Source organism: Arenibacter sp. S6351L (assembly GCF_023016025.1).
Lineage (GTDB): Bacteria > Bacteroidota > Bacteroidia > Flavobacteriales > Flavobacteriaceae > Arenibacter > Arenibacter algicola_B.
Window position 1 is genome coordinate 18916 of record NZ_JALKBB010000020.1, and the last position, 15239, is coordinate 34154.

Annotated in this window: 7 protein-coding genes; 4 read left to right on the forward strand and 3 right to left on the reverse strand. The window is 38.9% G+C overall.

The window, feature by feature from the left end; all coding sequences use genetic code 11:
- Window positions 1-312: 312 nt before the first annotated feature.
- From MWU82_RS15740 to MWU82_RS15755, 4 genes are all read left to right on the forward strand, one after another.
- Window positions 313-3390 carry a TonB-dependent receptor gene (locus MWU82_RS15740; RefSeq protein WP_247097108.1) on the forward strand — a complete coding sequence of 1026 codons (3078 nt, stop codon included), beginning with the start codon at window positions 313-315 and terminating at the stop codon, window positions 3388-3390.
- Between the two features lie 17 nt (window positions 3391-3407).
- Window positions 3408-5051, forward strand: coding sequence for a RagB/SusD family nutrient uptake outer membrane protein (locus MWU82_RS15745; protein WP_247097109.1), 1644 nt, complete (start codon window positions 3408-3410; stop codon window positions 5049-5051).
- A 353-nt stretch (window positions 5052-5404) separates the two neighbouring features.
- On the forward strand, window positions 5405-7729 hold the full coding sequence (locus MWU82_RS15750) for a GH92 family glycosyl hydrolase (RefSeq protein ID WP_247097110.1): 2325 nt from the start codon (window positions 5405-5407) through the stop codon (window positions 7727-7729).
- 150 nt (window positions 7730-7879) lie between these two features.
- Window positions 7880-11917 carry a hybrid sensor histidine kinase/response regulator transcription factor gene (locus MWU82_RS15755; RefSeq protein WP_247097111.1) on the forward strand — a complete coding sequence of 1346 codons (4038 nt, stop codon included), beginning with the start codon at window positions 7880-7882 and terminating at the stop codon, window positions 11915-11917.
- A gap of 22 nt (window positions 11918-11939) precedes the next feature.
- On the opposite strand, the gene ribB is transcribed toward MWU82_RS15755, so the two are convergent.
- Genes ribB through MWU82_RS15770 form a run of 3 tightly spaced genes read right to left on the reverse strand, consistent with a single transcriptional unit; the run spans window position 11940 to window position 15211 of the window.
- Window positions 11940-13082, reverse strand: a complete 1143-nt coding sequence (ribB, locus tag MWU82_RS15760; RefSeq protein ID WP_247097112.1) for a 3,4-dihydroxy-2-butanone-4-phosphate synthase — start codon at window positions 13080-13082, stop codon at window positions 11940-11942.
- Window positions 13079-14563, reverse strand: coding sequence for an LptF/LptG family permease (locus MWU82_RS15765; RefSeq protein ID WP_215948369.1), 1485 nt, complete (start codon window positions 14561-14563; stop codon window positions 13079-13081). Before MWU82_RS15765 ends, ribB begins: the two co-directional genes overlap by 4 nt.
- A 3-nt stretch (window positions 14564-14566) precedes the next feature.
- The gene (locus tag MWU82_RS15770) at window positions 14567-15211 is read right to left on the reverse strand and encodes an outer membrane lipoprotein carrier protein LolA (RefSeq protein WP_247097114.1); all 645 of its coding nucleotides are present in this window, start codon (window positions 15209-15211) and stop codon (window positions 14567-14569) included.
- Window positions 15212-15239: the final 28 nt, after the last annotated feature.

The window sequence follows — 15239 nt, forward strand, 5'->3', positions numbered from 1 at the left end:
ACCTCTAAGCAATTTGGCTTGGAGGTATTTTTTTTGTCTTAAAACGGGATTTAAAGTAATGGCAAAAGGCACCTTCTTTTACCGATTTATATTTCCAATTATTCTTAAAAAGTGGGTTGTATGCCACCTATGTAACATCGTAATTGGTCTATTTTCAATCCAATAGCAACCTATTTTCCAATATACATAGGCTGCTAACACACCATTATACGGGGCTTTGACAATTCTATCCATGTTTTTGGGAAATATGTCCATCCCTTCACGTTTTCTTAACATTAGCTTAGCCCTTAATAATTAACAAACTAATGTAATATGAACAAACTGAAATCTTTATTGCTTGTCTTATTGATGGGCGTATCAACGGTTTCCTGGGCACAAACCACTGTGACAGGAACGGTATTGGATGAACAAAATGTTCCGCTCCCCGGAGCCAACGTAGTGGTAAAAAACACCACCAATGGGGTAGTGACGGACTTTGATGGAAATTTTTCCATATCGGTAAGCAACACCAATGCGGTGTTGGTAATATCCTATATAGGATATGTGGGCAAGGAAGTAAAATTGGACGGTTCCTCTTCCTACACCATTACACTTGTAGAAGATGCTACAGGTCTTGAAGAAGTAGTTGTTATTGGCTACGGATCTGTTAAAAGAACCGATTTAACAGGAGCAGTAGCTTCTTTGGATGCACAGGCAATTACCGAGCAGAAAAAAACTGATATTAGTCAGGCACTGCAAGGGCGTGTTGCTGGTGTTGATGTGAGGGCCAATAATAACAAGCCCGGGGCACCAATATCAATAGATATTAGGGGTAATACCGTTATACAGAATACTAATGAAACACGCGATGGACTAAATGATGACCTGGCAACCGACCTTTCCAGTCCATTATATGTGGTAGATGGGGTGTTTTTTGATGACATAAACATCTTAAACCCAGCTGACATCCAACAAATAGACATTTTAAAGGATGCTTCGGCCACGGCAATTTATGGATCTAGAGGTGCCAATGGTGTGGTAATTATTACTACTAAAAATGGTGTTGAAGGAAGAACGGTTTTCACATACGAGACTACTGTAGGTATCAACTCAGTAGCCAATAAACCAGATATGTATAATGGAGATGAGTTTGTGGGTTTTGTTGAAGATGTTATAAGAAGTAGAAACTGGCAAGGCCTTTTTGATTTTAACACACCGTATTACCCAACGGTAGACGATTACAACAATACACCTGTAGATTTTTCAGACGAATTTAGATCGTCAAATGAAGAAGCCGATAATGTGGCCAACCGCCGCTATACCGATTGGCAAAACGATTATCTAAAAACTGGTATTCAAACCAGTCATAATTTAGGTATGTCGGGTGGTCGTAATGGATTGACATATAATGGATCTATAGGTTACTTGAGTAATGAAGGGGTCATGGGAATTGAGAAATTCGATCGTTATAACTTAAATACTTCTATAACCAAAAAAGTATCCGATAAATTCACGGTAGGTTTAAAGGCTTATTTATCACTATCAGAACGTGAAACCGGTAGTAATGAATTGTTTAGAAGCACCTTGCGTTTGTCACCTACAGTAAATCCTCGTGACCCGGATGGCAATCTCATTCTATTTCCTGACGATCAGGATGGACGTTTTACAAACCCGTTTTATGAAGCTTATGAAGATGCATGGTTAAATAACACAAGAACTTTGGACGTAATTGCCAATGTGTTTTTGCAGTATCAACCTGCAAAATGGATAAGCTTTAAAACACAGTTCGCGCCTAATTTAAGAACTGTAAGACATGGGCAGCAATTCGGCTTGCTTACAAAATCGGCAAGAAATGAAGCACCTCGTACACGCCAATATTATGATGCGTTTTTTAATACTTCTTATTCCTGGGATAATATTGTAGATCTAAATTTTGATATTGCTGAAGGTCATAACCTAAAAACTACCCTAATTTCTTCCGTATATTATAGACAAGATGAAAGCAGTAAAATTGAAACTCGGAACTTTGATACCGATGCCTATAAATTTTATAATACTGCTGCCGGACTGGATGTATATAATTACGCCACTGACTATGAAAAAGAAACCCTGTCGTCTTTTGCTGGTAGGTTAAACTATAGTATAGATGATAAATATTTATTCACCTTTACAGGTAGGTATGATGGATCTTCCAAACTAGCTGTTGGACATGAGTGGGCATTCTTCCCATCGGCCGCATTTGCTTGGAAAGCCAGCGAGGAAAACTTTTTACAAGATGTAGATTGGTTAAGCAATCTTAAATTACGTTTAAGTTATGGTGAGTCAGGTAATGACAATGTGGCTCAACCATACCAGTCACTGGCGTTTTTAAATGGAGCCGACTATGTTTATGGAAGTGACCATTTAAACGGTGTGCAAGTAGCAGGACTGGCCAACTATGATTTAACATGGGAACGTTCTAAGGAGTATAACTTTGGTTTAGATTTAGGTATACTCAACAATAGAGTACGCTTAGGACTGGAAGTTTACAATAAAAAAACTGTGGATGCTATTTTAGGCAAAACCTTATCGGCAATAACAGGATATAGCACTGCAATTGGTAATTACGGATCTGTTAGTAACAAAGGTGTTGAAATAACCCTAAATACCACCAATGTCCAGACACAAAATTTTAAATGGACTACAAGTTTAAACTATGCACGGAACCAAAATGAAATTTTAGAGCTTGATGGTGGTATAGACAAACTTCCATACGGAAATCATGGAGTACGCCAAATAGGAGAACCTGTAGATGCCATATACAGTTACAAAATAACAGGTATTTGGCAATTGGATGAAGCTGCTGAAGCACATAGCTACAATGCTTTTCCCGGTCAATGGAAGTATGCGGACCTTAATAACGATGGTGTTTTAAATCAAGATGACAACACTGTAATTGGATCCATATCACCCGATTGGATTGGAGGTATGACAAATACTTTTGCCTATAAGAATTTGGATTTATCCGTACAAATGTACACCAGACAAGGCACTTACGGACACTCTGAGTTTTATAATAACTTTGCACCTTGGCAAAACGACCGAGCAAAATTTAATAAGGTAAATCTGGATTATTGGACGCCTAACAATCCAGATGCAAAATACCCCGCAGCGTATTATGCTTCAACAGGAGATAATTATTACACAAGTTATGATTTTGTAAAAATCGGGAACATCGGTCTAGGTTATAATGCTTCAGAAGCATTGTTGGACAAGCTAAAAATGTCTAGCTTAAGATTAACTCTAGATTTTCAAAATCCTTTTACGTTTACCGATTATGCTGGTCCAGACCCTGAAACCGGATTAAATAATACATACAACGCAGGTTATATGATAAAAACAGTATTATTCGGACTTAAGTTGTCGTATTAATTTTAAAAATGTTAAAGATGAAAATAAATAAAAATATAAAACAAGGTATAACATTACTGGTTTTTTCAATAGTATTGAATTCCTGTAATGAATATATACAAGAGGATGCCTATTCAGATGTAACCAGTGAAACCTTTCTTAATGAAGATAATGCCGATCAATTAGTGGTTGGAGTTTATACGGCTACAAGGGCAACGTACAGAAATCACAGTTATAAATTTGAAGGTACAGACATTTTTACTGCTAAAAATGAATTGTTTTCGTTTAACAGTACCAACGATTACACCAATTTTGTAGCACCTGAAACCAATGGTGTATGGAGCAGTAATTACAATGTGGTTGCAAAAGCTAATACGGCAATCAACCGTTTTGAAAACCAAATTAGTTGGAGTGATAATAATTTGGACGCTAAAGCGTATGGTATAGCTCAAGCACGTGCGTTGCGAGCGTTGGCATTTTTTAATTTAACCGTACAATACGGCGGTGTAGATCTAGGACTTGAGGAACCTTTAAGCATACGTAACGATTATACCCGTTCTACAGAAGAAGCTACTTATTCATTGATAATAAGTGAGTTGGAAGCTGCCATACCAAACCTTGAGGATGAACCGGAAACAGGACGATTTTCAAAAAGGGCAGCACAACATTTGTTGTCGGAAGTTTATCTGACTAGGGCTTACAAATCTTTTGCCGGTAGTAACGATTTTCAAACAGCGGCAGATTTGGCCGTACAGGCCATAGGTTCCTACGATATTAGAAGCCAGTCTTTCGCTCAGGTATTTGACTATGACAACCAGGTAAACCCTGAAATACTTTTTGCTGCCCAATGGGAAAATAATGAATTTACGGAAGATAGAAATAATAACAAGCATTCCTTATTTATGTATGGCGTACAGGAATTACCTGGTGTAAGTAGAGCCAATCAATATGGTGTATCGGATGGTAGTCAAATGATGACTCCTTATTTCTATTCCTTATTTGAAGATAACGACACTCGAGAAGATGCCACTATACACCGAGTGCTTTATGCGGACGAAGATGCTGGGTGGGGAGACGACACCATTGTGCCTGGAGATACTGTTGTATATTTCCCAAAACAAGCACTTGATTTAACAGAACTTACCGATAAATTGGAGAGGTACTGGGTATATCAACCAGATCAATACCTGTACGGTAAACCAGCTGATATTACCGGGGTAAACTATTTATATTCTACCGGCCTTTTTACGCACTTCCCAATCATGAAAAAATTTGATGATGAGGTTTATTTTGATCAAAACGGTGGTGCACGTGACACTTTTATCTTTAGGGTTGCAGGAACTCATTTATTGGCGGCAGAAGCATTCTTAGGTGCTGGAAACACTGCTCAGGCCCTCTTTCACCTAAATCGTGTGAGGGAACGGGCAACAGGTGTAGCTGATCATTATTCAACCATAGATTTGGATGACATACTTGTCGAGAACGCCTTGGAACTTGCCGGGGAGGATAATAGATGGGCCGTCTTAAAGCGTATGGGGAAATTGGAAGAAAGAATCAATTTATATAACCCACATGTCATAGATCATGGTGCTTTTGATTCCTCAAAACATTTATTACGACCAATACCCACTAGGGAGATTGCCCTATCTCCAAACACGATGGTGCAAAACCCTAATTATTAATAGGAAATGATTTTAGAAATTTTTGTTTGAGTTAGTTTAGTTAGAATTATGGACGGGGGTTCGTTTATCCCTGTCCATATTTTTTAAGCCGAAAATCATTTCATCCAAGTATGTACAATACAATCTATAGGAGAATAACGGATGATTATAAAGGCCCAGCCAGAAGCAATACAAAACACATTAAATAAATCTGGACCAATAAACTATCATCATAGAGCACATATTAATAAAAATACCCAACATCTAAATAGTTATTACCCTAAATCTCTAAGACACAAGAATGGATTTCCTACTTTTGAAATATTGGACTCCAATCCATTAAATTTAGAACTGAACCATAAATTAATTAATAAATGAAATTAGTCAAAGTATCCTTGTCGGCTATTCTCGGCACCGTGCTACTAGCAACGTTCCTTAATTCCTGCAAAGAAAATAAAGTTGAACAAACTAATGAAACCACGGCAAAAAGTCCTGTAGAACTGGTATACCCACAATTGGATACCGAAAATTCACGCTGGTTTTTCTTTTCATCGGCCAGTCGCCCTTTCGGGATGGTAAATCTAAGTCCGGATACGGAAGTGGACGGGGCGTGGGGAAGCGGATATAGATATAAGGTAGATACCATTCAAGGTTTTAGCCATATTCATGCCTGGCAACTTTCAGGACTATCCGTACTTCCGGTAACCATATCCGAAGATAACAACAAGTCCATTTTTAAGGATTTTAAATCCAAATTCAGTCATGACAATGAAAAAGTGTCGCCGGGCTATCATTCTTTAGCTTTGGAAAAATATGGAATTAATGTAGAGCTCACTAGCACCAAAAGGGTTGGTTTTCATAAATATGTCTATCCAAAAAATAAGGATGCGGCTATTCTTTTTAACCTTAATGGCATGTTGGGGCCTTGTAAAAATTTAGATGGCAAACTAAATAAAGTAGATGCTAAGAATCTTACAGGTGAGCTTGTCATGGCACCGACCCATAGAAGGCCAAAACCGGTAAAATTATTTTTCCATATTATTTTGAATAGAGAAGTTGGTGGGGTAAACAAGGATAAAGAAACCGGAAACTATTTGATCGAATTGGGCAATGACTCCGACCAGCTTTTAATGAAAGTAGGCATTTCATATACTTCTGCAGAAAATGCCAAAGCAAATATAGATGCGGAACTGTCTCATTGGGATTTTGAAAGGATTGTAAAGGAATCCAAGGAAGAATGGAACAATGCCTTGGGTAGAATAAAAATCACGGGCGGCACGGAAACCTCCCAAAAAAGGTTTTATACGGATCTATGGCATGCCTTGCAGGGTAGAAGGGTTATAAGCGATGTTAACGGGGCCTATCCCGATAATACAGGGGAGAACTTCAGAATAGGACAAATACCTTTGGATGCAGCCGGAAAACCAAAATTCAACCACTATAATTCCGATTCCTTCTGGGGTGCCCAATGGACCATAAACACACTTTGGGGCTTGGTCTATCCTGAAATTATGGAAGAGTTTGTTCAATCCTTATTGCAGTACCAAAAGGATGGGGGATTGGTTCCCCGTGGGCCTTCGGGCGGTAATTATACCTATGTAATGACCGGGGCCTCATCCACACCTTTTATTGTCAGCGCCATACAGAAAGGAATAGTTACGGACAACTTGGAGGACATATATGAGGCGTTAAAGATAAATCATATGCCAGGCGGAATTATGGAAAGAGCTGGATATGAACATAATACTGCACTTGGGGGTGGATTAAAATACTATATTAGGGATGGTTACGTACCTTATCCCATTCCAGAAGGAAAATTTGGTGGCCATCAGGAAGGAGCAGGTGTAACCATGGAATATGCCTATCAGGACTGGACTTTGGCACAATTGGCCAAAAAAATAGGACATGAAGAGGATTACAACTATTTCATGGAGCGCTCCTTAAATTACAAAAATGTGTTTGATAAGACTGTGGGTTGGATGAGACCAAAAGATGTAGATGGTGTATGGACCAAAAACTTCGATCCGTACCAACATCAGCACGGATTTGTAGAATCCAACGGGGCCCAAGCCACTTGGTTTGTACCGCACGATCTTAGCGGTCTGGCAAATCTTATGGGAGGCAATGAAAAAGCTGTGGAGAAACTAAACCTTCAATTCCAAACGGCGGAAAAACTAGGATTTACTTCTGGTAATTCACATGCTCTGGAATTGCATCCCGAATATAGAAAAATACCGATCAATTATGGAAATCAGCCTTCCATGCAAACAGCCTTTGTATTTAATAAATTGGAAAGGCCGGATTTAACGCAGTTCTGGTCCAGAAAAGTAGTGGATAGAGCTTTTAGCGGTTTGTCTCCCGCTACCGGATACAACGGGGATGAGGACCAGGGACTAATGGGTAGTTTGGCCGTATTAATGAAAATAGGACTTTTTCAAATGAACGGGGGTACCGAGGACAATCCTATATACGAATTTGGCAGCCCCATTTTTGATAAAATCAGTATAAGTTTGCCAAATGGCAAGGAATTGGTCATCAATGCCCCAGGTACAGCTTCGGACAAGCCTTATTTAAATACAATAAAAATAAATGGAATGGTATCGGACCAAAATTACATTAGTCATTCCGATATTTTAAAAGGGACCACTTTGGATTTTACCATGGGGTCCGTACCTTCCATGAATTCACAGGAAAAATAAGGGTAAAGTGATGCATTAGGGTTTTACAGGAACAACAGATAAAACACCTCAAATATCTTAGTTCACTATGGCTAATTTATTTGAGGTGTTTAAACTATAGCATCCAAGGCTCCTTATATTGCCTATTAAAAGGTTAATGATAATTACTTTATGGGAAACAAACTTCGATTTCTGCTGGTATTTATGGTCTCCATATGGAACCTGCATGCGCAGACAATAAAGTTTGAACATTATAATGACCACAATGGTCTATCCCATAATTCCGTAAGACATATTATTCAGGACGACCGGGGTTTTTTGTGGTTGGGTACTTTTTCAGGGTTAAATCGTTTTGACGGTTATGAGTTTAAAACTTTTACCAGCTCGTCCGAAATTAACAATACCATCCCGGACGATGATATAACAGACTTGGAATTGGATAGGGAATCCAATCAATTATGGATCGGCACAAGAAAGGGACTTGTACTTTATAAGTTGGACACCCACACCTTCCGAACCTTCCTTCCTAATGTTAATGATCCAAACGCTTTGCAAGATGGGGAGATCAGGTCCGTACATGTAGATCGTTTCAAGCAAGTGTGGGTGGGAACCAAGGATAAAGGACTTTTTATCTATAATCCCGAAACCCAGTATTTTAAGAAAGTAGAACTGGAAGGCTATAATTACGTCAAGGACATATTTGAAGATTCCAAGGGATATATATGGATTGCAAGTTATGGCACTGCGGGCATTGCCAAAATTTCCCTGGACAATACAGGTAACATCGGGCAAATAAGGGAATATACCTTGGAAGTTTCGGAGTCGACCGAAACAAACCCATATGTCAATTTTATCTATGAGGATCACAAATCGGATATATTTGTGGGGAGTAGGAGAGGGCTATATAAATTGGAAGCGCAGACCGATTCTTTTAGAAATTTGTATTTAAAAGATTCTAAGGTCAGGGATAAATTGGGGCCATACTTTATTTCGATAGCCAGGGCGCCCAACGGTGAATATTGGCTGGGAACCCTAGGCGGAATCCTAGTGGTAGATGAACTGGAGGACATTGTACTTCAAGAATACCGATGGTATTACTCGGAATTATCGGATGATGATTCCTTGGCGGATAATTTGGTGGCAGCACTGTATTTTGATACCTCAGGCGTGCTATGGATTGGCACGGAAGACGGCCTGGAGAAATACGATCCTTATAATAATCAATTTAATTATAACTCGGATATTTCCCAATATATTGGGAATCAGGTACCCCGTATTCGTGGATTTGCAAAAACCAAAGACAATAAGATCATAGTGGCTACAAGACATAATGGCCTCTTTATTTCGGACAATGGCCATTATAGACCCTTGTTCAATAACCAAAAGGACATAGCCAGTATTTTTACCATGGATGGCAACATATTCTACTGTGGACTATGGGAAGGTCATATTTTACGTTACGATTACAGCAGTGGTAAAGCGTCCGTATTTGATGTTGGCTTTAGTAGGTCTCCAATTCTTGCTTTCGCAGATTTAGGTAACAAAAAGATGGTGGTTGGCGCTCATGGAGAGGGGGCGGTAATTATCAATACAGAAACCTTGTCACCTGTAAAGGGAACGGGAATATTATTGCCTTCACGTCCCATTAATATATGTGTGGTGGATAATAATGGCACTATTTGGTTCGCCTCCCAAACAGGGGTTATTCGATTTGACCCAGTAAGTGGAAATACGCATGTATATGACGCCGATTTAGACGAAAACATTAGTTTGTCACATGAGAATGTCAGTGATATCACCATTGATCCGTCAGGGAAAATTTGGGCAGCGACACGGATGGGGTTGGATTACTACGATCCCGATTTGGATAATTTTGTCCCAATTATGGAGCCGGCGGAATTAAAAAGCAGTTGGATTACCGATGTGGTATCCGATACCAACGGCAGCCTATGGCTAAATATGAACAATAATCGTATTGCCCAATACAAAAAGCTATCCAACGAACTAAAAATATATTATACCGATAGTGGTAATAGGTTGGACGTATTTAGTTTAACGGGGTTTTACTACGCCGATGATTCCCACATCTATTTGGGAGGCAAAAATGAAATTATTTCCTTTTCACCGGCAGACATCAAAGACAATGATGTATCACCGGCTCCCCTGATTACGAATATCAAAATTCAGAATACCGATTTGGAAGTGGGAAGTATTTTAAACGATCAACAAATACTTACCTCCGACATAAATTTAAGTCGCGAATTGGTTTTGGAAAATGTCAACAAGAATTTTTCACTTACTTTTTCCAGTCCTTCCTACACCAGTGAACGATTTAATAAGTACAGCTATAGATTAGTAGGATTTGACAAGGGATGGAATACGGTCGATATAAGACAGCGTACGGTGCAGTACACCAATCTGTTTTTTGGCGATTATACCTTTGAGGTAAAGGCTATGAACAGTCACGGGGTATGGAGCGATGTCTCTTCTTACCAAATAAAGATCCTTCCGCCGTTTTGGCTTACCTACCAGTCCTTGATCATTCTTATCCTACTGCTGTTTCTTATATTCTATGTGGTACGCAAACAGATGAAAGCTCGACTTGGGTTAAAGCACCAATTGTTGTTGGAGAAAGTAAAAAGGGAACGTGATGAAAAATTGAGCAACGAAAAATTAAGGTTTTTTACTAATATTTCACACGAGCTTAGAACCCCCTTAACCCTTATACTAGGACCTACCAAGCAACTTATAGAAGATGGTGAAACTAGTGGTAACCAGTTTCAATTGAGCCGATACCAAATGATTCTACAAAATGCCAACCGACTGCTAAACCTAGTGAATCAGGTGTTGGATTTTAGAAGGGCACAGTCTGGCGAATTGAGTTTAAAAGTTACCCATACGGACATTTTATTGCACACCAGAAATACATTTCGCTCTTTTGAGGAGCTGGCGGACGACAAAAAAATTGAGTTTAGCCTTATTTGTGAAAGTGAAATGATCGAAGGCTATGTAGACCGTGACAAGTATGATAAAATACTGTACAATTTGTTGTCCAATGCCTTAAAATTTACCCATAAATATGGCCATGTTGACGTTTTTGTGGGAACCCAATCGGTACATGGCCGAACGGAATTGGTGGTGGAAATAAGTGATGACGGTATTGGGATTCCTTTGGAAAGCCAGGAAAAAATATTTACCCGTTTTTATCAGGCTCCCAACAGCAAAGTGAACAATACAGGGTCTGGAATAGGGCTCTCCCTTGTTCAGGTATTGGTACAACTTCACAAAGGTACCATCGCTGTGCAAAGTCAGGCCGATAAGGGTAGTGTATTTACCATCAAAATCCCCATAGATTACGAGGCTTATGAAGAGAGTGAAGTATTCGAGTATGGTCAGAGTCCGGTTATAGAACATTCTCCCCATTTAATTCCCAGTAAAAAAATAAACCAGAGTGCCCATTTAAAGGAAAGAATACTCATTATTGAGGACAATGCCGAATTGCGTAACTATTTGGTAGACTTTTTATCGGATTACTACAAGGTCTTTGAGGCAGAAAATGGAGAAAAGGGATTAGAGATATGTAGGCAAATAAAACCTGCACTCTGCGTTGCCGATATAATGATGCCCGTATTGGATGGACTTGAATTCTGTAGAGTACTAAAAAATGATGGGGATATAAGCCATATACCGGTAATACTTCTAACGGCGCTATCCGATAATGACGATAAGATTAGGGGCTATAGTTCCGGAGCCGATGGGTATTTGGTAAAACCATTTGATCCCTCCCTATTAAAAACGAGGATCGAAAATATTATCCAATCCCGAATGGATCTGAAAGGTAAATTCTCCGGGGAGGCAGAAAGCGACATAACAACCTTAACACACTCTCCCATTGATGAGAAATTCATGGAAAAACTCATTAAATTGATAGAGGTAGATATAGACAACTTGGAAATAAATACTGCATACCTATGCCAGGAATTGGGAATGAGTTCCTCCAAATTGTACAGAAAAATAAAGGAACTTACAGATCTGGCTCCAAATGAATTTATAAGAACGATTCGGTTAAAAAAAGCAGCTCAATTGTTAAATACCAAAAAGTACAATGTTTCCGAAGTATCAACTATGGTTGGATTCAACGACCCTTACTATTTTAGCCGCTGTTTTAAAAAACAGTTCGGATATCCTCCAAGCAATGTGATCAAATAGTAGCTACAAAAGTGAACCCACCTTAATAGTTTACGTAATCCACAATTTCCAGTCCGTATCCTACAAGCCCTACTCTTTTAGTTTGGGTAGAATTGGATAACAGCCTTATTTTGGCAATATCCAAATCGTGCAAAATTTGGGCACCAACGCCAAAATCCTTGGCGTCCATATCCACTTTAGGGGCCTTGTATATTCCTTGTTTTTGCAACTCCTTCAGTTCCCCCAATCGGCCCAAAAGGTTCAAAGATTCGGTTTCCTGATTTATAAAGACTATTGCCCCTTTGCCTTCTTCATTGATGGCATTGAACATGTCCTCCAATTTTTTGTCCGGATTGTTGGTTAGGGTGCCTAATATGTCATTGTTGATCAAAGTAGAATTTATACGGGTAAGCACCTTTTCATCTTTTTTCCAGGTTCCCTTGGTCAAAGCTATATGAACTTGATTATTGGTGGTCTGTTGGTATGCCCTCAGTCTAAATTCGCCAAACCTGGTAACAATATTAAAATCTTCCTTTTTACGGATCAGGCTATCATGTTCCATACGATAGGCTATCAAGGCTTCGATAGACACAATTTTTAGATCAAATGTCTTGGCTACTTTTACCAATTGGGGCAATCTGGCCATAGATCCATCCTCGTTCATGATCTCAACGATGACCCCGGCAGGTTTTAGTCCGGCCAAACGGGCAAAATCAATGGCCGCTTCGGTATGTCCCGTTCTTCTTAATACACCACCTTCTTTGGCTACAAGGGGAAATATATGCCCCGGCCTTCCCAAATCATGGGCCTTAATGCTTATATCTGTCAACGCCTTAACGGTACTTGCACGATCTGCGGCAGAAATACCTGTGGTAACACCATGACCCCTTAAATCTACAGAAACGGTGAAGGCGGTTTCCATAGGATCAGTATTGTTATGGACCATCATGTGAAGACCCAATTCCTTACATCTACCTTCCGTGAGCGGTGCACAGATCAACCCTCTACCATGGGTAGCCATAAAGTTGATCAATTCTGGAGTGGCCAATTCTGCAGCTGCCAAGAAATCCCCTTCATTTTCCCTATTTTCATCATCCACTACAATAATTACCTTGCCTTGCCTTATATCCTCAATAGCTTCCTCAATGGTATTTAGCGTAATAGCCTTTTCAACTTTTGTTGTCATGTCACTGCAATTTTATCTTTCTTCTTAAATACGCCCTTAAAATAATCCAAAATACTCCCAAAGGACATTAATCCTTTGTCTGCCGTTGCCCTTCTGGTTAGAAAAACACCTAAAGGTAACATTATAAATGTAGATAGCCATGCACCTATAATAGGATTAATATTCCCCTCCTTGGCATAATTCCCGGCAAATACACCTATAAAGTAATAGGTTAGGAATAGAACAATTGCGATAACCATAGGCAAACCTAAACCTCCTTTTCTTATAATGGCACCCAATGGGGCCCCAACAAAGAACAAAATAATACAGGATAATGCCAATGCATATTTTTTGTGGAGCGATAAAATGTGAAGACGATATATCTTATACTTTATTTGAAGCTCATTTTTCTTTCCCTGAATACTTGTTATAATATTGGAAGTGGCACTTTTTGCAGAACTTAATATCTGTGTCTGGTGCCAGGAAGGAAAGAGGGCCAATATACTATCGGTATCCTTCTTGGTGCCCAAAGAATCCATTTCTTTCTTTTTCTTGTCGATATTAACTTGGCTTAAAGAATCGGGCTTTTTCAAGGGCACGAAAGCACCCATTCTTCCAACGATATTCTTGGAAAAAGCAGTTACCAATTTTACATTGTCCTCTTTTAGGGAATCTATATCCTTGGTTAAGCGGGAAATATTTTTCATCTTATCCGTACTTACATCCCGCTCCTCATCCAAATCTACGTCGTTAAGGTCCGAAAGATCCTTGTTTATGGTATAAGTCTTAAAATTGGCCTTGGTAAAAGGATTTTTCTTCTTCTCCTTGTTATTTTTAGTGGTCACGTCCCAGTAATAATGCCCATCCTTTAATACCAACTGCAGAATGTCCGATTCCTCACTACTAATAAGCTCTCCTGATTTGGCCTTGATAACAGTGGTATTGACCTTTGTTTTGGATTTTTCATGGATAATGACATTTTCCAAGAATCGATCATTTTCCCCATATTTACGATCTACCTTCATGTTCATTTCCGTACCTTCCAAATCACTAAAAACTCCCTCCGAAATAATCGCCGCGGGTTTAACCTTGGCAATATTCCTTCTTAAATTGTATATTTTTTGTTCTGAAATTGGAATAATATTATTGGCAAAATAAAAAGTGACCCCCCCTAAAAACGTAACAAAAACAATGAGGGGCAACATGGCCCTCTGTAAGGAAATACCAGAGGCCTTCATGGCCGCAAATTCATAATTCTCCGCAAAGGAACCAAAGGTAAGTATGGAAGAAAGCAATACCGTCAAGGGAATTACCCGTTCCATTAGATTGGGCATAAGGTAAAACAGGAATTTTCCAATTATGAAAATATCCAATCCCTTTCCCGCAAAATCATCAATAAACAACCAGATCGTTTGAAATACGAAGATAAACATCAGTATTACGAACGAACTGAAAAAATTAAAGAGGAACCTCGATAATATATATCGGTCTAGAATTCTCAACGTCTAATTTCTTATGATGTAGTACCCATCATTTTTATACTTGTTCTCGTCAAAAGTAAATAAGGTTTTGGACAAGGGCTGGTCTATTTTAAAAGAATTAACAGTAATGGTTGTTTTTGTACCGTTCTTCCCCGTTTCAATAAGCTTGTAGATATGCTTGGTCTCCACATCTATGCCCAACAGAATAGATTTGATTTCTGAATTGGTATCGATGGGTGTCAACTTCACAAACTGTATTTTTCTTCCTCGGATATTTTGCAGAATATCCCAGTCATAGTTATGTCCCTGCTTGTAGAAGGTAAGCATTTTAGATGGCGTAATGGTGTTTTCATCATCCAATTTCTCTTCAATGGTCACCTCTTCATTTTCTGGAACAACGGTATAAACCTTTTTCCCATCATATATTTGCTTGGAGCCCAAATAATTAAATAAATACTTATCACCCTGCATAGTTACATCCCCTCTTGTTTCGGTGTTTATGTTGGCCTCCTCGTTATTAAGACTATATTTAAAGTCTACAAAAATATTGTCGTAACTTTTTACCTTATTATATACTTCATCCAACAAAGTTTTGGCCTTTGCAGAGTTTTGGGCCATAGATACTGAAGTAGTTAATAACAATAATATAATAGATAATTTAATTTTCATTTTCTTTTATTTAAATTTTTAACGGTGC